Here is a 25,735-nt window from a genome sequence, read left to right as displayed (position 1 = left end):
GAGAGATTTCATACGGTTAATATATATAGTCTTTTGCTAAATCAGACTGAATAACATCCTTATAAGCTAAGCCGTGATCGCTTAATAACGCTTTTATTTTTTGAACAAAAGCAGGAGAACTCTTGGGTGATACGTATACCTCTGTAAGTAAATGAGCAAGGTCACAGCGTACAAGATTTCCGTGCAGATGCGAAAATGCAAAAGATCTTTCTTTTAAAGCGTCCATACGCGATTGCCATTCCCCGGCATAAATCTCTTCTTTAATAAATAGCTGCTGGCTCTTCCATGCGTCAATACGACTTGCGATAATAAGCAGACGCAGTTCGTTTTCATAGCTGTACGATTTCCGCTTATAAAAAAGGGTATCAAAGATGTTTTCACTTACTTGTTCTTTAGCAAAGTCAATATACTGAACTTTACGTGCAAAAACTTTGTAACGCAAATCCTTAATGCTTCCTAATAATCGATCATATGTCGTACGAATGGCAATGCCATCTTGAGACTTTAAAAACAAATCCCACATGCCTGCTGATTCATGCTCATTTATATGCCAAGAGGACAGTGCTGAAAATTCATAGATATTTTTAAGGTAGCTTTTTAAATCTTCAGTATTTGCAAACATGGATTTATTAACATCGCGCATATTCCACATCGTGTAGTTCGTAGAAAGTGGATCTAGAAACGCAGTAGGCTTTGTGAAAAATAGTGACTTTGTAGATAGCAAGGACTCAAAATGATCTGCATTCATATAGCGCCAAACAGTTGGATTGTCGTTAATCTTGTACTGTTCATCATAATAGTCGTAGCTTGATTCAAATCCCATCGCATGATGCGATGCTTTTTCTTTATAATCTAGATCCATTCATTTCACCTGCTTTACTATAATCATTCGTTATTTACATTATAGCACCATATCAGGATATTTTTTCAAAATTAAACAAAATTATAGGTGTCTCGACATAATAACATAGTCGACACCACACTTTTGAAACGTTTCGTTAGAAGGAGTTAACCCAAACCTTTTATAGTAATTAGCCTTATTCTTTCTGGCGTTACACCAAATTAATTTTGCATTCATCTCTTTTGCTTCATTTATAACGTAATTTAGTAAATACGTGCCATAGCCTTTTCCTTGACGGTTTGTATCAGTCGCAAATTTACGAAACTGAGCTCTATCACCTTGGACAAAAAGAGAAACTACTGAACAAAGCTCATTATGATCAAATAGGCCATAATGAATTCCTTCATGATCGTTGTCTATTTTCACATACTCGATATCCTTATCTGGCCACATAACGCGCTGTCTAAGTTCCCAGGTTTCTTCTTTTGAAATACGACAAATATCCACTTGCTTCCCAACCTTTCAAGATGAAAAAAAAGTGCTTATAAAAGCACTTTTCACATAAACTATTTTAGGTGTTTTCTTTTAAGTTTAGCGAATATAACTACTAAGTACGTACACTACTCTTTTATCTTAGTAAGCCATAGTCGTTTTGACAATTAAGAATGAATAAAATGATAACTTGCCTTTTCGAGCGTTTCTTTAAACATCTTTAAATCCTCAGTTGTATAGATAGGCTGATTCTGTAGTTGTTCAGTGAAAAAGATGGACAGGTCATCTTTGGTAGAAAAGCAAAGTGAGTGACTTTGTGAGTAGTTTTTTACACTTGTATTATAATCACCGTTAAAATAAACGATTGGTGTTACCACAGGTATATCACGACGTAATTTTTGCAAGTAAGCCTTTAAACTAGCCGCGTGCTGGTGAACTTCTTTTCCAGGGTGGGGCTTACTTATTACTTTTATCTCACCTTCACTTGTTTTCGTAAATAAAAAGGTTTGCTCTTCAGTGCGAGCTACCCGACTGGATAGTGAATCTACTAAGAATGATAGCTCATGCATCTGGTCTTTTCGAACGCCATAAAGAATATCTCCGCTCCAGTTCTTCACTTCAATTACATAAATCCCCGTTTTCATTAAAACAACATGATCAATTTGTCGAATAAATAGTTGTTCGTTCATGTAATAAGGCATAAAAACATTGCCCATAATGATCATGTCATCAGCTGTGATTTTATTTTTATGAATTAAGTTTGTTTGTAATGTTGTTAAGGTTTTATGAATAACGATTTCACCTTTATTTTTTGAAAAAGCTTCCAAGCTTTTTATATACTTCGTCGATTTAATTAGCTGAGCCGTATGCTTTTCTCGTAAATCTCTAATAATATTTTTATAATGCTCTTCTTTCTCTGTTAAGTCAGCTTGTTTCTTTTGTTTGTATTCTTCTTCACAAGCAGCAATTGAAACTGCCGCTTCTTTTTGTGCTAGCTCCAATTGAGTAACATACTTCTCTTCGACTTGTACATTTCGGCGATAAAGGTAAATACAAGTCGTTATTAACCCTAGAATTAAAATCGTGCCAATAATATAAACAATGTACATACCTCTCCTCCTTATATCTATTATAGAATTTTTTTCCGTCTATAAAAAGAGATTCAAAAAAAATGAACCTAAACACCTACTCTAAAGCGCTATTATAAGCGAAAAAGAGCTTAAAGATAAGCCCTTTTTCTACTTTTTTATGAAGGAATCCTAATTTGTTGCCCAATTTGAAGCGCTGATGGGTCAATGCCCGGATTTACTGCTTGAATTTGTTGAACCGTTACGTTATACATCCCTGCGATTTTATACAGTGTATCTCCTGCTTTTACTATATATGTGCGCACAGGAACATAGATTTGTTGCCCAATTTGTAGAGTAGTTGGGTTAACACCAGGATTGGCATTTTGCAGTGCTTCAACAGTAATGTTATACATAGTTGCAATTTTATAGAATGTATCCCCTGCTTGAATTGTATAAACTGTTGATTGGCGAACTGGCAAATTTAAATACACTGCAATTCCTCTTGCATATGCATTTGCCATTGCTTGTAAGAAGGCTTCGTTTTTTAGAAAGTTCGCATCCTTAGTCGTATCAATAAACGCAATTTCAGTTAAAACAGCTGGCATATTTGTTAAGCGTAAAACCGCAAAGTTTGCTGCTTTTTTACCTCGATTTGTATGGTTGTAAGCTGATAATACAGGAACTACCTGCTCATGAACGCGATTGCGATAGTTAATAGTTGCTGAGCTGACGGATCCATTGTAAATGTAATCCTCATAACCTGTACCACCACCAGCGTTTACGTGAATAGACATGAATACATCGGCTCCCCAAGCATTCGCTTTAGAAGCGCGTTCTGACAAACTTAAAAACGTATCCGTTGTACGCGTAGTTTGGAGCGTAAAATCAGCAAAGTTTGCGTTTAAAAAGCTAATCATGTATTGCTGAAGCTTTAAAACAAGATTTTTTTCTAATAAGCCATTACCGACTGCACCTGAGTCCGTGCCGCCATGGCCGGCATCAAGATAAATCTTTTTCATATGACTTGTCTCTCCCTTCTCTATTAGCTTATGAGAAATGGAAGATTTGGTAACGGATACAAGCCTATAGACTATTTTTTTCGATACATATTTACGGTATCTATCTTATGTCTGGATTATTTGTAGAATTATTTGTTTATTAAAAATTAATTGTATAATAAAAAAACCTCTAAGAAACAAGTGACTTAATCGCTTTTAAATCGTTTGTTTCTTAGAGTCTTCATAAAAGAATTATAATTTAATATCATATAGAACACTTTAATTTTCGGAATATTTTAACGGAAGTTTGTTTCCGACAATCAAATCTTAACGTACAGCTGGTGGTCCAAACAACCCGTTTTGAAAATCTTCAAATGCTTGATGTATTTCTTCCTTTGTATTCATAACAAAAGGTCCACGTGCTACAACATTTTCACGAATTGGTTCTCCAGAATAGACTAATATTCTTGATCTTGATTTTGCTCTGAGGTTTAGAATACTTTTACGTAATTTATTTTCATCTTCAAATGTAAGAGTAGCGACTCCGGTTTTACCTAGAACGGTTTTACTTTCTCCAACTTCTATTTCACCTGCTAGGACATATAAAAATGCATTATGATTACCGGGTAAAATGTGTGAGTACGTTGCATCTTTATCTAAATAAATTTCTGTCATTGTAACAGGTACTAAACTATTTAAAGGCCCTTTTACACCTGCAATTTCACCTGAATAAACTCGAATACTTCCACCTTTAAAAGGTACAACTGGAGCATTTTCTAAATAGATATTTTGATATGCAGCTTCTGTATGCTTTAGTGATTCAGGTAAGTTTAACCAAAGTTGTAATGTATGAATAAGGTCATTATCTACAGCTTCTTCTGCATGTCTAGCTGCCCAGCCAGCATTCATATATTGAACATCACCAGCATCTAGAATAGAATGGCCGCCATGATTATCAATATGTTCCAACCTTCCATCTATAACGTAAGTTATTGTTTGAAAACCACGATGAGGATGATCAGAAAATGTTCCTCTTTTAAACCAATCATCTGCCATTAATATAAAGGGATCAAAATCTGCTTGTCGTTCAGGTGGTAAAACCCAACCTTGTTGTATGTGAGGGTATCTTTTCATATTAAATTCAACATACCAGCTATCTTTTACATCTCTTTGAAATACCTTCCTTTTGCCATAATCCATATCTTCTCACATCCTTAACAATAATTTGTGCACAGTAGATCTCATCCTTCTTAAATTGAAATTTCAATCTTTTCATTTTAGAATTTGATTTAGACAGGTGCTCATTAAAGTAAAACGCTCTTATCAGCACTATAGTTACACTTTACTTTACTGATAAGAGCGTTATATTTAAGTTTTTATTTTGATAAGCGTCTTATTAGTTCAGATTTTTGTTTTTCAAAGCCAGGTTTACCTAGTAAAGCAAACATATTTTTTTTATAAGCTTCAACACCTGGTTGGTCAAAGGGATTTACACCTAGTAATAATCCACTAATTGCACAAGCTTTTTCAAAGAAATAAACCATTTCTCCAAATGTAAATTCATTTAGTTCATCTAATTCAACAACTAAATTTGGTATATTTCCATCTACATGAGCTAGGACAGTTCCTTCAAATGCTTTTTTATTCACTTCATCCATTGTTTTTCCAGCTAGGAAATTCAATCCGTCAATATTAGAAGGGTCTTTTTCAATCGTTAGTTCAATACGAGCCTTTTTTACTTGAACCACTGTTTCAAATAAATCACGGCGACCTTCTTGAACATATTGCCCCATAGAATGAAGATCGGTTGTAAAGTCAACAGAGGCAGGAAAAAGACCTTTTTGATCTTTGCCTTCACTTTCTCCAAACAATTGTTTCCACCATTCAGAAACATAATGAAGGGAAGGTTCATAGTTAACTAGCAGTTCAATTAGTTTCCCTTTTCTATAAAGCACATTTCTTACAGCTGCATATTGATAACTTTCATTCGTTAGAATGTCAGGGTTGTTATACTTTTTAGCTGCGGAAGCTGCTCCATCCATCATTTTGTCTATATTAAGCCCAGCTGTAGCAATAGGTAATAATCCTACTGCAGTAAGTATGGAATATCTGCCTCCTACATTATTAGGAATGACAAAGGTTTCGTAACCTTCTTCGTCTGATAATTGCTTAAGTGCTCCATTTGCTTGATCCGTAGTTACATAAATACGTTTTCTAGCTGCGTCTTTCCCATATTTTTTTTCCATATAATCACGGAAGATACGAAAAGCAATAGCAGGTTCGGTTGTAGTACCAGATTTAGAGATAACATTAATAGAAATATCTTTTCCTTCTAATAACTCTAATAGGTGCGATACGTAAGTAGAGCTGATGTTTTGCCCAGCGAAATATATTTGAGTCGAATCATCCATTTGATTATGGAAAGTATGTGATAGCGCTTCAATTGCAGCTCTTGACCCTAAGTAAGACCCACCAATACCAATAACAACTAAAGCATCAGAATTACTACGAATTCGTTTAGCAGCTTCTTTAATACGAGAAAATTCTTCTCTATTGTAAGTGATAGGTAGATCTACCCATCCTAAGAAATCTGATCCAGGTCCTGTCTTTTCATGAAGCATGGAATGAGCAACTTGTACAAATTGACTTAAACTATCTATCTCTTTTTGTTGCATAAAAGGTTTTGCATTCGAATAATTGAAAGAAATCGTCATATAGTATTTCTCCTTTACAATAAGAGTAATTATCCTCTATATACGTACATTGAATAGCAAACAGAATGCACATTCATTAATTTGTATAGATAAAAAGCTTCATTCAGAGAAGGTGAGTAACCTTTTTGTAAATATTCTATACTAGTGACTTATAATGAGTAGATTAACATTCTTTATTTGTTACTTACTTAAAATTAAATCTTTTTAGTTGTGAACAGTATTTTTCCAATCAGCTGCAAACTTTTCTAAACCTTGATCAGTTAAAGGATGTTTTACTAGTTGTTCAATAACTGAGTAAGGAATTGTGGCAATATGTGCACCAGCCAAAGCTACACGAGTAACGTGATCTGGATGTCTTACAGATGCTGCGATAATTTGAGAATCGATATTTTGCATACGGAATAATTCAGCAATTTTAGCAACTAATTGAACACCATCTTCTGAGATATCATCTAGACGTCCTAGGAATGGAGATACGTATGTTGCTCCTGCACGAGCTGCTAGAAGCGCTTGATTTACCGTGAAAATAAGTGTTACATTTGTTTTTACACCTTTCTTAGTAAGGTAACGTGTTGCTTCTAACCCAGCAATAGTCATTGGAAGCTTAATTGTAATGTTTTGGTCGCCACCGTTAATCTTAATTAGTTTTTCAGCTTGCTCAATCATTTCTTCAGCTGTTACAGCATCGGGTGTTACTTCTGCCGATACTGATTCTACTTCAGGCACTGTTTTTAAGATTTCTTCAATCCGATCTTCAAACTTAACGCCTTCTTTTGCTACTAGAGATGGGTTAGTTGTAACGCCAGATAGAACACCAATTTTATATGCTTTTTTTATATCCTCAAGGTTTGCTGTATCAATAAAAAATTTCATCGTTTCATTCCTCCATGAATAATTTTCGTTTAATGTATGTGTTATTTATCATAATTATTTTTTTTCTACAGCGTGACCGCCAAATTCATTGCGGAGAGCTGATACTACTTTTCCTGTAAATGTATCATCTTCAAGAGAACGATAGCGCATAAGTAGAGACATCGCAATAACAGGTGTAGCTGTTTGAAGATCTAAAGCTGTTTCTACGGTCCATTTTCCTTCACCTGAAGAATTCATAATCCCTTTAATGCTATCCAAGTTTGCATCTTTAGAGAACGCATTTTCTGTTAACTCCATAAGCCATGAACGAATAACAGAACCATTATTCCACACTCTAGCTACTTTTTCGTAATCATAGTCAAATTCGCTTTTTTCAAGCACCTCAAACCCTTCACCGATTGCAGCCATCATTCCGTATTCGATTCCATTATGCACCATTTTTAAGAAGTGACCACTTCCTGCTTTACCAGCATAAAAATAACCATCTTTTACTGCTGTATCACAGAAAATTGGTTCAACGATTGCCCAGGCTTCAGGATCTCCTCCAATCATATAACAAGCCCCATTTCGAGCACCTGCCATTCCACCTGATGTTCCAACATCCATAAAATGAATACTATTCTCTTTTAGTTCATTGTACCGTCTAACGGACTCTTTATAGTGAGAGTTACCAGCTTCAATTATAATGTCTCCTTTTTCTAATAAAGGTGTTACTTCACTGATAACTGAATCTACAACAGTATGGGGAACCATTACCCAAAGTACACGGGGGGCTTTTAAAGAAGAAACCAGCTCCTTTAAAGTAAATGCACCTGTAGCTCCATACTCTATCATTTTTTCAACTGCATTTGGATTCACATCAAATGCTACAACATCATGATGTTGATCCAATAAATTTTGCCCTAGATTGATCCCCATTTTTCCTAAACCAACTAATCCTACTTGCACAGTAATCTCCTCCTGTAAATATCATTTAGTTTTATATATTTTCTATATTTAGTGAGAGATAGAAGAAAGAATGATGTCTTTACTTCTACCTGCTCTTGTTATTATGCTTTTAATAAATTGTTTGCAACTTTAGTAACATTCTCTTCACTAAATCCAAATAACTTCATTACTTCAGCACCTGTTCCTGAAGCACCGAATGTTTCAATGGATAAAACTTTGCCATTTGGACCTACAAAGCGTTCCCACCCTAGAGAAATCCCCATCTCTAAAGAAATACGTTTTGAAACGGATGTAGGAAGAATACGCTCTTGGTATTCTCTTGATTGTGCGTCAAAGAGCTCCCAGCTAGGCATAGCTACGACACGAACAGATACATTTTCAAGCTCTAATTGTGCTTTTACATTTACGGCTAACGATACCTCTGAACCTGTAGCAATTAAAATAATGTCAGGAGCATCGTTCGTTTCAGTTAGAATATATGCACCTTTAGAAAGATTCTCAATGTTTCCTTTTGTCTCCTCGAAAACAGGTAAATTTTGACGGCTAAGAACTAAAGCCACAGGTCCTTCATTCTGCTGCAACGCATATGTCCAAGCACTTGCAGTTTCATTAGCATCAGATGGACGTATAACTGTAAGTCCAGGAATTGCTCTAAGAGCAGCTAAGTGTTCTATTGGCTCATGAGTCGGCCCGTCTTCTCCAACAGCAATAGAGTCATGTGTAAATACATATGTGATAGGTAGCTTTTGCAATGCTGCTAGGCGAATAGATGGACGTAAGTAGTCATTAAAAACAAAGAATGTGCTGACAAATGGTTTTACTCCACCGTGAAGAGCCATTCCGTTTCCTGCGGCTCCCATTGCATGTTCACGTACTCCGAAATAAACATTTCGGTTCCCGAAATATCCAGGTGTATATGGCCCTTCATCTCTTATATCTGTCATCGTTGAATGTGACAAATCTGCACTTCCTCCAAATATAGACGGAACAAGTTTAATAAAGTGATTAATGGATTCGCCACTGGCAACACGAGTTGAAATAGATTTTTCTGTATCAAAAGTTAAAATATCTTTTACTTCAATTAACGCTTCTCCCTTTATAGCACTATCTAGTTCATTCGCTAATAAAGGATACGCTTCTTTATAAGAGTCAAATAACTGATTCCATTGTTCCTCTTTTGTCATACCTTGTTTCTTTAGCTGCTCAAAATGACTTTTAACTTCCTGTGGAACAAAGAATTTTTCTTCGTATGGCCAACCATACGCTTGTTTTGTTGCTTTTGCTTCTTCTTCGCCTAATGGATTACCATGAGCTTTATTTGTTCCAGCAACTTTTGGACTACCATAACCGATAATAGTTCTAACTTCGATAAGAGTCGGTTGATCTGTATTTTGTTTAGCTAATTTAATTGCTTTAGTAATCTCTTCTACACTATTTCCATCTTCTACTCGTAAATACTGCCAGTTTACAGATTCAGCTCGTTTTTGAATATTTTCTGAAAAAGACAGGTTTAATTCGCCATCTAATGAGATATCATTAGAATCGTATAATGCAATAAGTTTACCAAGCTTCATATGACCAGCCATCGACATGGCTTCATAAGAAATTCCTTCCATTAAATCTCCATCACCTACCAAAGTATACGTATAGTGATCGATAATAGGGAATTTTTCTTTATTAAATTTTGCAGCTAAATGTGCTTCTGCCATAGCCATTCCAACAGCATTAGCAATTCCTTGTCCTAAAGGACCTGTAGTTGCCTCAACACCATCTGTATGACTAAATTCCGGATGACCAGGCGTTTTGCTGTTTAATTTACGAAAATTCTTCAAATCATCTATTGTTACATCGTATCCACTAAGGTGAAGCATGCTATATAGCAAACTAGAACCGTGTCCAGCGGAAAGAACAAAACGATCTCGGTTAAACCATTTTGCGTTCTCAGGATTATGATGTAAGTGATTTGCCCATAGTGCATATGTCATTGGAGCAGCACCCATTGGAAGACCTGGATGGCCAGAATTAGCACTATTAATTGCATCTATAGATAATGTTCGAATAGTGTTTACAGCTAATGTTTTAATATTATGATTCACGGAAATTTTCCTCCTAGTAATTGTTTGGGTTCTTATTTAGATAGATACAATTGTATTTGGGTTATTAACAACTTCTGAATCAAGCCACCACTTAAATCCATCTTCTTTTAGTAAACGATTAGCCTCCTCTGGTCCATAGGATCCTGATAAATATGAATGAAGAGGTAAGAGATTTTCTTCAAAAGCTTCCAGAATTGGTTGCACCCATTTCCAAGATAATTCAACTTCTTTCCAATGAGCAAAAAACGTAGAATCCCCACGAAATGCATCAAAAATTAGTCTTTCATAGGCTTCTGGTACCCCCTTACTTTCAGTCGAAAAGTTCACTCTTACAGGCTCCATTTTCCCATTATTTAATGGGTTTTTACTATTTAGCTGAAGAGAGATATTTTCATTTGGATTAATTTCAATAATTAAAAGGTTTGGTTCGACGTCCTCATTTTGATCCACATATAAATCTTTTAGTGAATCTTTAAACTCAATTACAATACGAGTCGATTTCTCTTTCATTCGTTTCCCTGTGCGAATATAGAATGGCACTCCTTCCCAAAACGGATTATCAATCCACAAACGAGCAGCTACAAAAGTATTGTTTTGAGACGAGCCGCTTACCCCAGGTTCTTCTAAGTACCCTACAACCGAGTTACCATCAATTTCCCCTCTGTTATACTGACCTCGAACGACGTGTAAATAGGCGTCCTCTTTCTTGACTGGGCGAAGAGATTCAATTACTTTCTTTTTTTCTTCTCGAATGTCGTCTGCACTAATTTGTTTAGGTAAATGCATTGCTGTCATCATTACCATTTGTAACATGTGATTTTGAACCATATCACGAATGGCACCTGCCTGATCATAATAGCCAGCTCTCTCCTCGACGCCAACTGTTTCACTCGCTGTGATTTGAACATTGGCTATATATTGATTGTTCCATAAAGATTGAAGAATAGGATTTGCAAACTCCAAAGCTTCTAAGTTTTGAATCATAGGTTTTCCAAGATAGTGATCAATTCGATAAATTTCTTCTTCTTTAAAAGCTTCGCTTAGTTTGTTATTTAGATTACGAGCAGATTCCAAATCGTGTCCAAATGGTTTTTCAATAATGAGACGCTTCCACCCCTGTGTAGTACCTAATCCACTTTTCTTAATGTTTAAGGCAATAACATCAAAGAACTCTGGGGCAACAGATAGATAGAACATTCGGTTCTGAGGAATATTCAATTCTTCTTCAAGTCGTTGAACAAGGTTTAACAACTTTCTATAGTCTTTAATATCGGTAGCGTCTAATTTACTATAGCGAAAGTTTTTAATGAATTCTTCTACCTTAAAATGATCATTTATTAAACGTCTTGAAAATGTTTGTATAGATTCTTTCACATAATTTTGAAACTCATTATCAGACATTTCTTTTCTACCTAGACCAATAATAGAAAATGTTTGAGGTGTTTTTTGATCCATATATAAATTATATAGAGCAGGGAAAATTTTTCTTTTGGCTAAATCGCCTGTTGCTCCATATAAGACAAAGGTCATCGATTCCATTTTTATTCCTCCTTTTTGATTAAAGCTATCTTTCTCGTGGTGTAAGTACTAATTAGTTCAAAAGTAAAAGATGTTAAAAGTAATTACTTAGATATCTTTTATTACATAAGTTACTTTATGTAACTATAATAACTTTTAATTTATGCTTCGTCAAGTTAAACGCATTCGATTTAAATCCTTTTAAACTAATGTTTTTTTATATAATTAGACAGAAATAAAAACCATCTCTTGGTCTTATTTAAAGCACAATATATATACTTAGTTACTAAAGGTAAAATCATTAACAAGTTGTAGTGTTCTGTTCCATCGTCCTTTACTTTTTTTAAAATTTGGTTGCTTAATTTGAAAAGATAGGAATCTGAAACTACGTTTTTCTTATATACGCTTTTTAATAACAACATTATTTTCTTGATCTACTGTAATAACAGTGTCAGCCATTTCTACAAATAATCCGTTTTCAACAACACCAGGAATCATATTAAGTTCTCTCTCTAAGACTTTAGGGGATAAAATATCAGAGAAAGAACAATCAAGGATGTAGTTACCGTTATCAGTCTTAAAAGGCTTGCCTTTTGACTCACGGAGATTAACGTTTCCTCCCAATCTATAAATATTCTTTTTAGTCACTCCAACTCCGAAAGGAATTACTTCAACTGGAAGAAGAAATGATCCCAATTTTTGAACTAACTTAGATGAGTCCGCCACAACTATAAAAGTCTTAGCTTCTCTAGCAACGATTTTCTCTCTTAGAAGGGCACCACCACCACCTTTAAGAAGGTCTAGTTCAGAACTAACTTCATCAGCCCCATCAATAGCTATATCAATCTGCTCAACATCCTCAAATTTAGAAATAGGAATCCCAAACTTTGTTGCTAATTCTTCCGTTTGAATAGAAGTAGGAATTCCTGTAATATGAAGTCCTTGTTTAACTAATTGTCCAAGTTTACGAATTGTATAAAAGACCGTTGATCCCGTCCCCAATCCCACTACCATATTATCTTCTACAAAATCTACTGCTTTTTCACCAATTATCTGTTTTTCGTTCACATTCCCACCTCCTTTCATATCTCTGCATTGAGTGTTATTATAAAAACATTATATTCTACATCTTACCTACCTACCGGACTTTTATATAACTTAACCTATAGATATACTCGGTTTTTTTAATAGGTGATTCACTAATTAAATTAAATAAACATTATTTTTCTTTACATTATGCTTTGCTTCAGTAAATTAAACGTTCTCTCCTTCTATTGAAACTTCTCCTAAATCTCCACGTTTAAATTGACTTAACTTATCTAAAAATTTTATAGTTCCTAAAACTGTTTTTATATCTTCTTCTGTCTGCACATCTTTGTCTTTCTCTCGTTTAATCATTTCACTTACCGCTTGTTTGAAAGCCTCTGTTTCAATTAGCCAATCTCCGATTAACTCTTTTGTAGCCTGTTTTTCAGCCGCAGTTTTCACTGCAAATAAACTTTCTGTATCAGGATCTCTTAATGTAATTGTGTTATAGTCATCACTCATTGTAATGCCAAAATAATGTTTTTGATTTGCATAGTATTTTTTCTCTCCTAAAAGAAAATAGTTAATTCCTAAAATAATCTCATAAAAATAATTATCTGAAGTAGGAGAATGAATTTCACTTACTTCAACATTTCCCATTACATCTAAATAAACTTCCAAACCACGACTTGTTTCAAGTACCCTTGCATCTATGGTATTCATTTTCACGCCTCTTTCTAAAAAAATTATTTATATGATTTTCATATCTTTTCTAGATATCTTTCTCAATTTATAATGTTGCATAATAACAACATTATAAACAACAAGTTATAATTTATAACTAATAGTAACATTAATAACCTTAGTTACTTTATGTAACTGATAATATTCCTATATTAGACTTTTGTCAAGAAATTAATTGTTACTTCACTTATTACATTGTTATAAATAATTTAATCACGGATTATCAAACCGCTAAAAACCTTCAATCACAGTATCATTCTCTTAATTCTTAAGTTCATACTTTGCAAATTATGCTATTAGATATTGTTGTTTCATTGAAAACGGCATTTAAATTAATACGTTCTTCTTTTTATTAAATGAAGCATTCTTGTATAGTGAATAGTTACTTTTTAACTTTAAAGTTATTTAAAATAACATTTATTCTCTATTGCAAATCATTTTTGATATAATATGCATTGTAGACCTTTTGATAGTTACAATAAATATATACGTTGATTTATACATTTAAATTAACTTTAAGGAGGTTAAATATATGGAAAACCAAAAAGAGTTATGCCCTAAGGTAGAGAAGAGTTTTGAACTAATTGGAAAAAGGTGGACAGGTTTAATTATTTACGTTCTAATGAGTGGGCCTAAACGCTTTAGTGAATTAAACGAAATGATTCCAGTTTTAAGCAATCGCGTTCTTACAGAACGAATCAAAGAACTTGAAGAGAACGGAATAGTTATACGCCATGTCATACCGGAACGACCTATACGCTCAGAATATTTATTGACTAAAAAAGGCACAGAACTTGGCAAAATTCTTGGACCTATTAGTCAGTGGGCTGAAAGTTGGGTGAATGATTAAATTAGCCAGCGAAACGAGTTTTAAATTATATAAAATGAATTGAAAAACTTCAAAGATAGGCAATGTATTGAAGTTAGTATAAAGTAATGAAATACAGCTATAAGAAAAATTTCAAAAAAGGTATATTAAGAAAGGCAGGAAAAATATATGTCAAATCTTCTTTATATTACTGCACATCCTCTTGATAAAGATCATTCTTACAGCATGGCAGTAGGAAGTGAGTTTATCGAATTGTATAAAAGGCTAAATCCAAATGATGAAGTTGTTCATTTAGATTTGTATAAAGCTGATATCCCTTATCTCGATGCTGATGTTTTTAGCGGATGGGAAAAACTTCGTTCAGGTATTTCTTTTAATGAGCTGTCATCTAGTGAAAGAGAAAAAGTAGGACGTTTAGCTGAACTAGGTGCACAATTTTTATTAGCTGATAAATATGTATTTGTCACACCTATGTGGAACTTCTCAATTCCAGCTATTATGAAAACATATATTGATGCAATAGCTGTATCAGGTAAGACCTTTAAATATAGCAAAGAAGGATCGAGTGGTTTATTAACAGGAAAAAAAGCCCTCCATATACAAGCACGTGGAGATATTTATTCAGAAGGGCCAGAAGTTAATAGAGAAATGGGGCACTCTTACCTGGAAGTTATGATGGATTTCTTTGGTGTATCCTCTTTCAAAGGGATAATTATAGAAGGCCAGGCAAAGTTTCCTGAACAAGCACAAGAGATTAAGGAAAAAGCGATTATCGAAGCTAAAGAAGCAGCAAAGAATTTTTAAAATCTAATTTTATATACAAACTGATTTATATTTTTATATATCAAGCGCTAATCTTTAAAAAAGATGCTAAGAACATAATTCTTTAACAGCCTGAAAAAGAACCTCTATGAGTACATAGAGGTTCTTTTTTTAATTATAGTTTCTTTTATTTATTAGAATTTATGAACAACCTCTTTTGCTGGAGCATTCCCTTATACTTTCATTTCTTCTGACTTATGCCCCAATTACTACTTGTCCTTTTATATGGAGATGCATCCCAAAATAAATTGATCATAATACCAATATAACCCTCCCGTTTCAAGTGCTGCACTAGAAGCTTTAGGTACATCCTAGCCTTTACCTAGATGTGTTTTTTATATTAGAGCTATTTAATTATTTAATCAAAACTATGTAAATAATACAGTAACTTAATTGCCGGAGTTTTTTGTTTGTCTTCATATATAATATATGATTTATATCTACTCTATTCAAAGATTAATAAGTTGACTATTTTTATAAACCTAGTTACTATAAGTAACATAAAGTGACAAGAGTGAACACAACGCTTTATAAATATTTAAAGAGTTTAGGAAAGAAGGTTTAAATTAAATGGATATTCTTCTAGCTATTCTTCCAGCTATTTTTTGGGGGAGTATTGTATTATTCAACGTTAAATTAGGCGGCGGCCCATATAGTCAAACACTTGGAACTACAATGGGAGCACTAATTTTTTCAATAGTCATTTATTTAGTAGTTCATCCCATCTTAACCCCCCTTACTTTTATTATAGGGGTTATTTCTGGTTTATTTTGGGCTATTGGTCAAAGCAATCAGTTAAAAACAATTGACTATATTGGCGTTTCTAAAACAATGCCTATATCAACAGGTATGCAACTGGTATCGACGACCTTATTCGGTGTTGTTGTTTTCCGTGAATGGTCAACTACTTCTACTGTTTTGTTGGGAATACTAGCTCTCATTTTTATTGTAATAGGAATTGTATTAACATCTCTAGAGAGCAAAAAAAATGAAGAGCAAGCAGGACAATTTAAAAAAGCGATTTTTACACTGGTTATTTCAACGATTGGATATTTAGTATACGTAGTTAGCGCTCGTTTATTTAATGTGGACGGCTGGTCAGCATTATTTCCTCAAGCAATTGGTATGGTAATTGGAGGCATTGTACTTACTTATAAACACAAACCTTTTAATAAATATGCTATTCGAAATATTATCCCAGGCCTAATTTGGGCTGCAGGTAACATGTTTTTATTTATCTCCCAGCCAAAGGTTGGAGTAGCCACAAGTTTTTCACTGTCACAAATGGGAATTGTCATTTCAACCCTTGGGGGGATCTTCTTATTAGGAGAAAAAAATCAAAACGTCAACTTATTTCCATTACAATCGGGATTATTCTTATCATTGCGGGTGGTGTATTACTTGGAATAGCTAAAAGCTAATAATATATATCTATAAATATAAGAGTATATGAAAGGAATTAATAAATTAAACTAAAGCTAAAAAGACCTTGATAAAAATTCGGGGTCTTTTTTGTTTCTGCGATTTTAGAAGCGTTTAGCTACTGTTTTATCTTGTTATTGTTCTTTCTTTAATTGAAGAGCAGTTCCTAAAGTACTCTTTCTTTTTTAAAGGTTACTTAAAAATTAATCTTTAACCCAACTTTCAGCCCATTCACTAATTGGTCCTAATATTTCCCCTAAAGCTATTCCCTTTTGAGTTAAGAAGTATTCAGAACGTATAGGGGGACCCGGAATAACGTTACGCACAACTATTCCTTGGTCTTCTAATTCTTTAAGACGTTCCGTTAATAATCGTCTACTTAAAGATGGTATACTTTCATTTAGTTCATTAAATCGTTTTGGTCCACTCATTAGAACATAAATAATTAAACCTGTCCATTTTTTTCCAATTAATTCGAAGCTCTTTTCTACTTTAGGATGTAATCCTTTTGATTCCTCCATATTACACATCTCCCTTCAATTAATATAGACAAAAAACAACTTATGTATTTATTGTATCAAAAAACGGTAAAGTGTATGGGCAATTTAATTCTTCCAGATTGATAAAGAGAGTTAAAATAATAAAAGTAATAGGAATAAAAAAGAAATTATTTGTATTTCCCTTTATAACTAAGTACCGTAATTTAGTTGTTATTGTGTATAAGTTACGTTTTTGGTTACAAGAATTCAAGAACCTTGCAATTAAGCTCCAGAACTTGTATATACTGATATTCTTTTGTAACTCTTAAAGAGACTATCTTCAGTACAGACTAAGCTTTCGTGACTTGTTGGAATGATATAAGAATGAGGAGTGCTGATGGCTACCAGCGCTGTTGTATGTTGGGTCCATCAATGTGGACCAGCATTAGATAAGCGAGTACGTCTCCTATTAATCCAGCGTACAAACTTTGGAGAGTGAATGAAAAGCATTGCGATTTATGGTACCAGTGATTTTAAAGGTCATACAATTAATTTTCATCTGAGTAAAGTGAAAATTAAATAAGCACTTGGCTGCGTGTTTAACGTAGCGTATGAAATATTTAAAAACCAAATGTTTCAACAGGAAAAAACTGTCCAAAAACCAAAAGAGTTCACTCATAAATTATTTAGGAAGTTCAATGAGTTAGTTGTTAAAAAAACGATATTTTATCTTCTATTGAGTATCTCCCACACTAGATTCACCTTTTAGAAGGCTGATCCTAAAGTAAAACTTATTTTGCTACAATCATTTTATACCACTAATTAAAATACTTTAAGAAGCTCATTAAATACATTGCAACATGGTAAATTTAATGATAATTGTTTAAATAGTGCTCTATCAAAAGAGCAAAAACTAAATTCTAGCACTTAGGTTTGTGACATTTTATAAACAAAACTAATAGTAATTAATGAAAATTGTTTTTGAAAGCAATATGTTTTTTATTATAAAACATAAATTAATAATTGTGCAAGATTAATTAGTTGGTGGATAGTTCACTAATGATGAGTATAGTAAGTTTGCTAGAAGAAGTCCCATATTAACAAGTATAGAACGAAAAAGAGCTCATCTCTAAAGTCTACAGAAGATGAACTCTTTTTTTCTTAAATGAACTTTACGCCCCTGTATACACACTATCACACGTATTCGGCTGCGGCTCGTAGTAACAGTGGTTTTTATATTGTCCTGCAAATGGCTGATCGTACCAAGTTGGAGGACATGGAGCGTATGGGTTGAAATACCAAAGCGCATATTTCGCAGGGTGCTCACGCCAAAAATCAAGCGTTTTCTTAGCTAATCTTTTCTCTGCACTTCTTGCTCGTTGATAAAAAACATTTCCTTTTTGAACAGCTTCAAAGGAATAGTTTCCTCCTTGCACTTGATAAATAACCTGCGGAATTGTTCGTAGCCCTTTAAAGTCGATGCAATTAGCTTTTAGTCGGTTTACAATGACATTTCCAACGTACAACATCCCTTGTTGTCCTTCACCTTCTGCTTCCGCTCGCATCATTCTAGCCATTAATGCAACGTCTGAATCCTTATACTGAACTCTTGGCATAGTCTCACCTCAATCTATAGTATGAAAAAATGCCAAAATTGATGTTAGCGGACAAGGAAATTGATTTATTTACAAAAAACCACCGTCAGAGTGAATAATTTGTCCGGTAATCCATGCTGCGTCATTACTAGCTAAAAAGACAATAAGTTTTGCCACATCAGTAGGTTCACCAATTCTTCCCATTGGAAAGCGAGGTAGTAAAGTTCGCTTTAACTCTTCATTCATCCATCCTGTATCGGTTGGGCCAGGATCTACAGCATTTACCGTAATATTTAAAGAAGCAAGTTCAATCGCGATTGATTTTGTAAATGTAGATACTGCACCTTTTGTTGCGATATATGCAAGGTTTCCTGGTTCAGGTGATTTATCTTGTCCGGATACCATATTAATGACTCGACCGCTATGTTGGCCGTCCAATCTCCGCGCAAATTCAGCGGTTAAAAGACAAGTGGCTCGCACGTTTACTGCATAGTGGTTATCAAGGACTTCTGCATTTAGATTCCGGAAGTCTACGTCAATGGAATGAGTGGCATTATTCACTAAAATAGACGGTGTCCCAAGTCGCTTTTGAACTTCGTCAAGAAGCTTTGCTGGTGCATCAGGTTTAGATAAATCAAGTGCCAGCGCTTCGCATCTTACGCCATATTTTTTAATTTCGGTTACTAACTCTTTTGACCAACTTGTATCTTCTTCTTCAAAATAGTCCATTTGTCGATCATAAGGAGACCAGTGAGTAAAGAAGATATCTGCCCCCACTTTGGCTAGCTCTATACAAATGGCTGAGCCTATCCCTTTGCTTCGACTTGCTCCTGTTATAACAGCAATTTTGTTTGTTAATCTAGACATATTTGCATCTCCTTACGGACGCGCCAACCAACGTACGATTGGAGATATGGACTAACAAAAAAAGCAGATGCTAATAGGCACCCGCTCTTTTGTCTTCTCATACATAAGCTTAGGCGTATCCTATAATGGTAACAATGAAAAACAACCCTTTCGTAAAAAAAGGGAATTTGTCTATTCATTTTGTTAATTAACCATTATTGAATGCCAGCCATCTGCATTATGCTCCTTCCATATATCTCCATGATAATTCCATCATAACCCAATATTTAGAAGAAGTAAATATCTTTTATTGCCCTAAGCGTCAAGCGCTCTTTCAAGAAGGGCTTTGTCTAAAAACGGACTTGCTTTCCCTACGCTGTATAGGTGAAGATCATGCATGGCTCTTGTGCAAGCTGTGTAAAAAGTACGGCGTAAACTTTCTTCAGCGTAGACTTTCTCTGATGCGTTGTAGATGATAACGGCATCAAATTCAATTCCTTTTGATAAGTACGCAGGAACCACTACTACTCCTTGCTCATACTCAAGAGAGTTGCTTTTTAACAACTTCAGATCTTTAATGCTAGCTAAAGATAAGTACGCAGATGCGCTTTCTTCTGCAGACTTGCAGATAATCGCAATACTGTGATAACCCTCACTCTTGAATTCATCAACCTTTGACGCAATTGCTTGGTGGAGTTCATCATAATCTGGCAGCTGTGTAAGAGCAGGGCGTTTCCCTTCACGCTCAAACGGAACAATGCCTTCTCCGTTAGGCACAAGCCTTCTTGTCAATTCAATGATTGGTTTTGTGGATCGATAACTTCTCGTAATGTTGATCAGTTCCGTTTGTTCTACGCCGTAGAGGTGCGTTAACATCTTAAAATCGGTATTTTCATCTGCATGAGCAAAAATAGCCTGGTTGAAATCACCAAGTACCGTCATTCGTGCAGCTGGAAATAAACGCTTCAAAAACTCAAACTGAAACGGAGAATAGTCCTGCGCTTCATCAATGACGATATGCTTAATAGCGCTATTTATTTGAAAGCCTTCAATAATTTCTTTTAAAAGTAAAAATGGCGTAGCATCTTCATAAAAAAGCTTATCTTTCTCTAATGCATCGACTGTAATTCCGCAAATGTCAGACCAGTCATCAGGCACCTTGCCTTTTAAGTGTTTCGTTATTTCAAGAGAATTTGTGAAAAGTTGTTTGTATATGCCAATAAAATCAATAAACTGCAGCTCTTTAATTTTGCTTCGAAGCGGTTTTAGCTTTTGACGCACAATCAGCCTTGCAAGCGCTTGTGGCTCCATATCATAATCAGCGGTGTCTTCTCTCTTAAACCCGCGTTTTTTAGCTAAATACGCATGTGCTTTATGATAGTCTTCATTGCTTAGAAGCTCAATTTCGTCTTGAACCCACGGCTTTTTACTTTCTGTTTTTTGAAAGTCAGCTAACTTCTTCAATAACCAATCTCGTAACTTTTCAAGTCGGTTATGAAAACGGAGAGAGGTATCAAAGTTGTAAAATCGTTCTACTATTTCTCCTGCTGTTACAACAGCTTTTCCTCTAAACACCACGTCGTTAAACAGCATTCCTTCTGATTCAAGCGACTTTCTGTAAGTTTGAACAGCTTCAAAAAAGCGTGTAGATGCTTTGAAACGTATGCCTGCAAGCCTCGCTTGATAGAAAGATGTCTTCTTTGCTGTTAAAACGTATTCTAACTGTTCATAAGGCGTTTCTACTTGAAATGCTTTACTTAAGCGGTGATCTAAGTACTCTTGAAACGTTACTTGCTGCATATTTTCTTCTCCAAGCTCTGGTAGTACGTTTGAAACATAGCTACTGAACATAGAGTTAGGTGAAAATAGAATAATTTGATCTGCATTGATGTGATCTCGGTATTTATATAATAAATACGCAATTCGCTGCAGAGCTGCCGAGGTTTTTCCGCTTCCAGCTGCCCCATGAACAATCAATAACCTTCCTTTATCGTGACGAATAATTTTATTTTGTTCTTTTTGAATTGTCGCAACGATATTATGCATTTGCTTATCCGTACCTTTACCTAAAACCTGCTGTAAGATTTCATCTCCAATGGTCAAACTTGTATCAAACATGGATTGGATGATCCCGTTACGAATAAGATACTGCCATTTCTTTTCAAGCACACCTTGAATCATACCGCCTGGAGTCATGTAATGAGCCGGTCCAGGCTGATAATCATAATAGACGCTTGAAATAGGCGCTCGCCAATCGTAAACCAAAAAATCATCTCCAGTTTGATCATTAAGAGCAGCAATTCCAATATAAATGCTCTCAGGAGCTGAATCTCCTTCTTCTGTAAAATCAATACGGCCGAAGTAAGGGAGCTCTTTCATCCGATGCAACGTGGATAATCGCTTAGAGGAATGTTTATGTGTACTTTGAGTTACTGATAGCGCCTGAGCTTCTTGGCGTAACCCAATAATCGTTTCAAGATAATCATCAAACGTATCTGTGTTTACCTTAACCTCATCCCAAAAGTGCTTGCGGATATGAATGACTTCTTCTTTACGCTTTGTCGTCTCTTCTTCTAGCTTGTTTATTTCTGCGTTAATTCTTTTCATGATACCATCTACGCGTTTTTGTTCCTGCTGAAGTTCTGAACCCATCGCAAACACCCCTTAAAAAAATAGTTGACTAGCGCATCGATTTTATATTATAATTATAGTAGGAAATATTATAATTAATAATAGTTGTAGATACGCATCTATACTAATTTATCATGAAATTGTTTTGTTTTCAAGATGTTCAGCAGAAATATAACTCAAAGGATGAAGGTGTTAAATACCTTTATCCTTTTTTTATGCTTTTTTGAGTTAAGCAGAAGCTGTAGTTGTTAAGATGCTTTGCTATTACGCTTAATTGAAGTTCGTATAATCCCTCCCTGGGATACATTGTTAGTTGTTGGAATTTCTTCTTCCGCTGTTTGTTTATTTATGATAAAATTTACCAAATGTATATAATGATAATTTAGTAAACTTACAATGGAAAGGAGAACTAGATGAAGTTCATTCTCGTATTTGGACCCCAAGCAGTAGGGAAAATGACGGTAGGACAACAATTAGAAAGAAACACGGGACTGAAGCTGTTTCATAATCATATGACCATTGAACTTCTTGCTCCTTTGTTTCAATTCAACGAAGAAATGTGGAGATTAGTAGATTTGTTCCGTAAAGAAATCTTTGAATCGATTTCAAAAAGTGACGCAAAAGGTATAATCTTTACCTATGTATGGGCGTTTGATATGCAAAGCGATTGGAATTTTATCAGAGAAGTATGCGACATTTTTGAATCAAAAGGCGGTACGGTATATTTTGTGGAGCTAGAAGCGGATCTTAACGAAAGAATCGACCGAAACAAAACGCCAAACAGACTCCAGCATAAGCCAACAAAAAGAAATGTAGAGTGGTCAGAGCAAGAACTCAAAGAAACGATGAACAAACACCGATTAAATTCCAAAACTGGAGAAATACAGCGAGAAAACTATGTACGGATCAACAATACAAATTTAAGCGCTGAGGAAGTAGCTCAATTAATTCAAGAAAAATTTCAATTGTACTGAAGGAGAAATGAATGATTTATAACATTCTATTAGCTCTTGCATCATTAATATTTGTTGTTAATTTTTTTATTGCACCTACCTTCTTTCATATGGAGGTTGATGACTCAGGAACTTTTGTAGGTTTAATGCTGTTAATCATTGTGCTGAAACATTTATTGGATAAAAAAGACGCTTGAAGTAGCGTCTTTTTTTTCTGTATTTTTATAATAGACTAATCAAATATCTCCCATAAAGATTCATCGACTAAAAAGAAACCTTCATGTGAACATACAGCAAGCATGCATGTATCATCTCTATAAAACTGCAGGTCTTCTGGGAGGTCAGGACTAATCCAGTTAAAAAGCGAGTTGCTATATTCTTTTAAAAACTGCTTAGTAGCATTATTGAAATGATAATAAAAAACGTATGCTGAACCCTCTGACAACTTTGTGGTCTCCCATTCCTGCTGAATCTTTCTTTCTATGAAGTGCTCGGCAATGCCTTCTGTTAAATTGTTTATATAGGCCAACCACTCTTCTTCATACTCTATCAACTGCCTATTTTCAACAAAAGCAAACCGATCGCAATGTCTTAGTAATAAGTCAATTAATGCTTTGTACTTTTTCCCCTTAACATCTTCTGTAATCATCAGCATAAGGACCCCTCCTACTTGTTACCTTCTATACGCTAAAAATATCACTTCGTATGATTGAGTTTCAGATACCTAGCGTTTTTCTTATCTTCAATCGCTGTGTTGGCTTGACCATAAACATCAGTACTAATAAGATTCCATTTGACCTTTATCTAAATTTCAAAATATCCTCTAAATTTATCGTTTTTTCTTTCTCCTCTTTGTCTATCGTTTTCCATTTAGCATTCACCTCGACAGATTTGAATGCTGCTTTTATTTGTTCATTCGTTAATCCTTTAGAATAAAAAACAAATTCTCTAGTCATCTTCTCATTGTTTTCTTCCCCAGAACCTTCACCGTACCAATAGCGTTTGCCATCTATGGAATCGATGGTTTTCTTAAAATCAGGTATCGCGATCTTTATATTTGAAATTTCTTCTGGTCCTTCTAATAAAAAAGTAAAAGAAAATTTACGAAAGTCTTCTTTTGAAGCATCATTTAAACCGGTTGTCCCTATATGACTAAATTCTTCATCTGATAAGCTATTTATTTCTGAATGAACTTCCATCTCTGTTTCTAGATTATTTGTTGCTACACTGCAAGCACCTAGGATAAGTAATATGCATAGAGACGCTAAGGAGAACATTGTTCTAATTTTCATCACTTGTTCTCTTTCTACATTCCCGACTTATTTTTAATGACCTTTGCATAAACACACGTATCTCTTATCTCTAATCCATCAACTGCCATGGCACTATTCTCAAGAATCCCTTCTAGGTTAAACCCTACTCTTTCCGCTACTGCCCGGCTTTTTTTATTTCTAGCGTCACATCTAATTTCTAGCCTTTTTGCATGTAGCTCTTTAAGCGCAAAGGCAGCAATTCCTTCAACTGCTTCTGTCATATATCCTTTTCCACTAAAGCGAGAATCGAGCCAATAGCCAATTTCAAATTTTGGTATATCCCAATTAATACGGTGCAATCCTGATGAAGCAATAAGCTCATCTGTGTCTTTTAAGAAAACTAGAAGCTGTAAATTCGTTCTTTGTAGAAACTCTGCGTGAGACTTTCGAATATGTGCTTCTGCTTCTTCAACCGTTTGTTTTTCTTGAGCAAACGGTAGCCATGGCTTAAATTCTTCGATTGATGAGTTTACCGCTTCAGCCATGAGTTTTCCATCTCCAGGAAGCGGCATTCTAATAAAAAGTCTTTCTGTATAGAATTCGGTTGGAAAATCAAATAAAACTGGATTCACTTTAATCACTTCCTTGGTTATAAAATAAAATTCTTTGATTTAATTCAATCTCTTTATTAGTTTGGCTAGCATTAGCAAGCTGAACTTTATATTCGTTAAAGAAGAAAATAATAACGCTATTCTAAAGGCAAGCGCAACCAGCCCGAATAGCTTTTTCCTCAACCTTACCTTCGGTCGAAGATACAAAATATTAATTATTTTCCATTTTATTCATCTTTTAATAAAGGTACAAGCCTTTCTTAGAAAAATGAGCCTTTTTGTATGATACATATAGCTCACCTTTTACCGAAAATAAATTGCGAAGCATAGTATCGTTGTACGCTTTCATAACATATAAAGTGTTTCATAAATAACTAGGAGAAAAATGCTCAAGAAATAAGAAAAAGATACAGTTGAAGGGAGAGATTAAATGTTTGAATTATACTACCTTGTATTGTTTACAGAAGAAGAAGGGTTAGTAGGTAGCTACCCTATTTATGTTCAAGAAAATGCGGAAGATTATTTAATTGAAAATATCCATAACTACAGAAACTCTTTACGTTCTACAAGGGAAAAGCTATTTATGTTTAATAAGGAAACAGAACAGATTGATGATGTTACAGATAAATTTCAACACCTGTTAGAAAGAAAAGAAAAAGATAACCAAATCACAAAATGGCTTGAGGAAACACATGACGAGATGTGCAGATTAGGACAAATCAAGATTGAAAACGGTTACTTCCAACGCGCCTTCATGCACTATATAGATCAAAAAAGCAATACACTTGAAGAATACTCTTACGAAGTTTGCGATGAGTATGTGATTTTTTCATACACTACAAAAGACTACATTCTAATTGGTTCTGAAAGATACAGAATTGATTAATCGAACATGTTATAAACTAACTTTTAGCTGTTTAATATATCATAAAATAATTTAACAAACAGCTGCTCTTATCCTAAAAAGAAAGCTT

The 25,735-nt window shown here is 34.6% G+C and carries 24 protein-coding genes and 1 pseudogene; 6 read left to right on the top strand and 19 right to left on the bottom strand.

Annotated elements, in window-relative coordinates; all coding sequences use genetic code 11:
* Positions 1-16 precede the first annotated feature (16 nt).
* The 12 genes from V2145_RS09150 to V2145_RS09095 form a co-directional block, all read right to left on the bottom strand.
* Positions 17-862, bottom strand: coding sequence for a hypothetical protein (locus tag V2145_RS09150; RefSeq protein WP_094910105.1), 846 nt, complete (start codon positions 860-862; stop codon positions 17-19).
* An 81-nt stretch (positions 863-943) separates the two neighbouring features.
* The gene (locus V2145_RS09145) at positions 944-1,348 is read right to left on the bottom strand and encodes a GNAT family N-acetyltransferase (protein ID WP_330987600.1); all 405 of its coding nucleotides are present in this window, start codon (positions 1,346-1,348) and stop codon (positions 944-946) included.
* Between the two features lie 152 nt (positions 1,349-1,500).
* Positions 1,501-2,442 carry a nuclease-related domain-containing protein gene (locus tag V2145_RS09140; protein WP_311858156.1) on the bottom strand — a complete coding sequence of 314 codons (942 nt, stop codon included), beginning with the start codon at positions 2,440-2,442 and terminating at the stop codon, positions 1,501-1,503.
* Between the two features lie 137 nt (positions 2,443-2,579).
* On the bottom strand, positions 2,580-3,422 hold the full coding sequence (locus V2145_RS09135; protein ID WP_311858155.1) for an N-acetylmuramoyl-L-alanine amidase: 843 nt from the start codon (positions 3,420-3,422) through the stop codon (positions 2,580-2,582).
* A gap of 306 nt (positions 3,423-3,728) precedes the next feature.
* Positions 3,729-4,601: a pirin family protein gene (locus tag V2145_RS09130; RefSeq protein WP_311858154.1), complete on the bottom strand. Its 873-nt coding sequence runs from the start codon at positions 4,599-4,601 to the stop codon at positions 3,729-3,731.
* Positions 4,602-4,777: 176 nt separating this feature from the next.
* On the bottom strand, positions 4,778-6,115 hold the full coding sequence (locus tag V2145_RS09125) for a glucose-6-phosphate isomerase (RefSeq protein ID WP_330987599.1): 1,338 nt from the start codon (positions 6,113-6,115) through the stop codon (positions 4,778-4,780).
* Between the two features lie 204 nt (positions 6,116-6,319).
* Complete coding sequence (gene fsa, locus V2145_RS09120) at positions 6,320-6,988, bottom strand: fructose-6-phosphate aldolase (protein ID WP_311858152.1); 669 nt, start codon at positions 6,986-6,988, stop codon at positions 6,320-6,322.
* A gap of 54 nt (positions 6,989-7,042) precedes the next feature.
* Entirely contained in the window at positions 7,043-7,936 is an 894-nt protein-coding gene (gene gnd, locus V2145_RS09115) for a phosphogluconate dehydrogenase (NAD(+)-dependent, decarboxylating) (RefSeq protein ID WP_311858150.1), read from the bottom strand.
* A gap of 101 nt (positions 7,937-8,037) precedes the next feature.
* Positions 8,038-10,032 (bottom strand): transketolase, encoded by a 1,995-nt coding sequence (gene tkt, locus V2145_RS09110; RefSeq protein ID WP_330987598.1) that lies wholly within the window; start codon positions 10,030-10,032, stop codon positions 8,038-8,040.
* 36 nt (positions 10,033-10,068) lie between these two features.
* On the bottom strand, positions 10,069-11,571 hold the full coding sequence (gene zwf / locus V2145_RS09105; RefSeq protein ID WP_330987597.1) for a glucose-6-phosphate dehydrogenase: 1,503 nt from the start codon (positions 11,569-11,571) through the stop codon (positions 10,069-10,071).
* 375 nt (positions 11,572-11,946) lie between these two features.
* Positions 11,947-12,618 (bottom strand): ribose-5-phosphate isomerase RpiA, encoded by a 672-nt coding sequence (gene rpiA, locus V2145_RS09100; RefSeq protein ID WP_330987596.1) that lies wholly within the window; start codon positions 12,616-12,618, stop codon positions 11,947-11,949.
* 186 nt (positions 12,619-12,804) lie between these two features.
* On the bottom strand, positions 12,805-13,299 hold the full coding sequence (locus tag V2145_RS09095; RefSeq protein WP_330987595.1) for a hypothetical protein: 495 nt from the start codon (positions 13,297-13,299) through the stop codon (positions 12,805-12,807).
* 553 nt (positions 13,300-13,852) lie between these two features.
* Between V2145_RS09095 and V2145_RS09090 the strand changes: the two genes are divergently transcribed.
* From V2145_RS09090 to V2145_RS09080, 3 genes and pseudogenes are all read left to right on the top strand, one after another.
* Positions 13,853-14,170 carry a winged helix-turn-helix transcriptional regulator gene (locus V2145_RS09090; RefSeq protein WP_311858144.1) on the top strand — a complete coding sequence of 106 codons (318 nt, stop codon included), beginning with the start codon at positions 13,853-13,855 and terminating at the stop codon, positions 14,168-14,170.
* Positions 14,171-14,317: 147 nt separating this feature from the next.
* The gene (locus V2145_RS09085; protein ID WP_311858142.1) at positions 14,318-14,953 is read left to right on the top strand and encodes an FMN-dependent NADH-azoreductase; all 636 of its coding nucleotides are present in this window, start codon (positions 14,318-14,320) and stop codon (positions 14,951-14,953) included.
* Positions 14,954-15,541: 588 nt separating this feature from the next.
* A pseudogene (locus V2145_RS09080) lies at positions 15,542-16,392 on the top strand (RhaT/GlcU family sugar-proton symporter).
* A gap of 204 nt (positions 16,393-16,596) precedes the next feature.
* Here V2145_RS09080 and V2145_RS09075 read toward each other — a convergent pair.
* From V2145_RS09075 to helD, 4 genes are all read right to left on the bottom strand, one after another.
* Positions 16,597-16,914 (bottom strand): winged helix-turn-helix transcriptional regulator, encoded by a 318-nt coding sequence (locus V2145_RS09075; protein ID WP_311858138.1) that lies wholly within the window; start codon positions 16,912-16,914, stop codon positions 16,597-16,599.
* Positions 16,915-18,044: 1,130 nt separating this feature from the next.
* A complete protein-coding gene (locus V2145_RS09070) occupies positions 18,045-18,488 on the bottom strand; it encodes a cell wall hydrolase (protein WP_311858136.1) in 444 nt (147 codons plus the stop codon).
* Positions 18,489-18,557: 69 nt separating this feature from the next.
* On the bottom strand, positions 18,558-19,334 hold the full coding sequence (locus tag V2145_RS09065; protein WP_330987594.1) for an SDR family oxidoreductase: 777 nt from the start codon (positions 19,332-19,334) through the stop codon (positions 18,558-18,560).
* A 294-nt stretch (positions 19,335-19,628) separates the two neighbouring features.
* Positions 19,629-21,965: an RNA polymerase recycling motor HelD gene (gene helD, locus V2145_RS09060; protein ID WP_131887612.1), complete on the bottom strand. Its 2,337-nt coding sequence runs from the start codon at positions 21,963-21,965 to the stop codon at positions 19,629-19,631.
* A gap of 392 nt (positions 21,966-22,357) precedes the next feature.
* On the opposite strand from helD, the gene V2145_RS09055 reads away from it, so the two are divergent.
* Positions 22,358-22,918, top strand: a complete 561-nt coding sequence (locus V2145_RS09055; protein ID WP_131887613.1) for an AAA family ATPase — start codon at positions 22,358-22,360, stop codon at positions 22,916-22,918.
* 11 nt (positions 22,919-22,929) lie between these two features.
* Positions 22,930-23,094: a hypothetical protein gene (locus V2145_RS09050; RefSeq protein WP_165932544.1), complete on the top strand. Its 165-nt coding sequence runs from the start codon at positions 22,930-22,932 to the stop codon at positions 23,092-23,094.
* A gap of 35 nt (positions 23,095-23,129) precedes the next feature.
* Here V2145_RS09050 and V2145_RS09045 read toward each other — a convergent pair whose 3' ends face one another.
* The 3 genes from V2145_RS09045 to V2145_RS09035 all read right to left on the bottom strand — a co-directional run bounded on the left by V2145_RS09045 (position 23,130) and on the right by V2145_RS09035 (position 24,782).
* Positions 23,130-23,552: a stage III sporulation protein AH gene (locus tag V2145_RS09045; RefSeq protein ID WP_286175394.1), complete on the bottom strand. Its 423-nt coding sequence runs from the start codon at positions 23,550-23,552 to the stop codon at positions 23,130-23,132.
* Between the two features lie 145 nt (positions 23,553-23,697).
* Positions 23,698-24,189: a hypothetical protein gene (locus V2145_RS09040; protein WP_330987593.1), complete on the bottom strand. Its 492-nt coding sequence runs from the start codon at positions 24,187-24,189 to the stop codon at positions 23,698-23,700.
* A gap of 14 nt (positions 24,190-24,203) precedes the next feature.
* Entirely contained in the window at positions 24,204-24,782 is a 579-nt protein-coding gene (locus V2145_RS09035) for a GNAT family N-acetyltransferase (RefSeq protein WP_311858130.1), read from the bottom strand.
* A 409-nt stretch (positions 24,783-25,191) separates the two neighbouring features.
* Here V2145_RS09035 and V2145_RS09030 point away from each other — a divergent pair, with 409 nt between their 5' ends.
* Entirely contained in the window at positions 25,192-25,647 is a 456-nt protein-coding gene (locus tag V2145_RS09030) for a hypothetical protein (protein ID WP_330987592.1), read from the top strand.
* Positions 25,648-25,735: the final 88 nt, after the last annotated feature.

Source organism: Priestia sp. GS2, assembly GCF_036409025.1.
GTDB classification, from domain to species: Bacteria; Bacillota; Bacilli; order Bacillales; family Bacillaceae_H; genus Priestia; species Priestia aryabhattai_A.
This window is presented reverse-complemented; position numbering and strand designations above follow the sequence as displayed.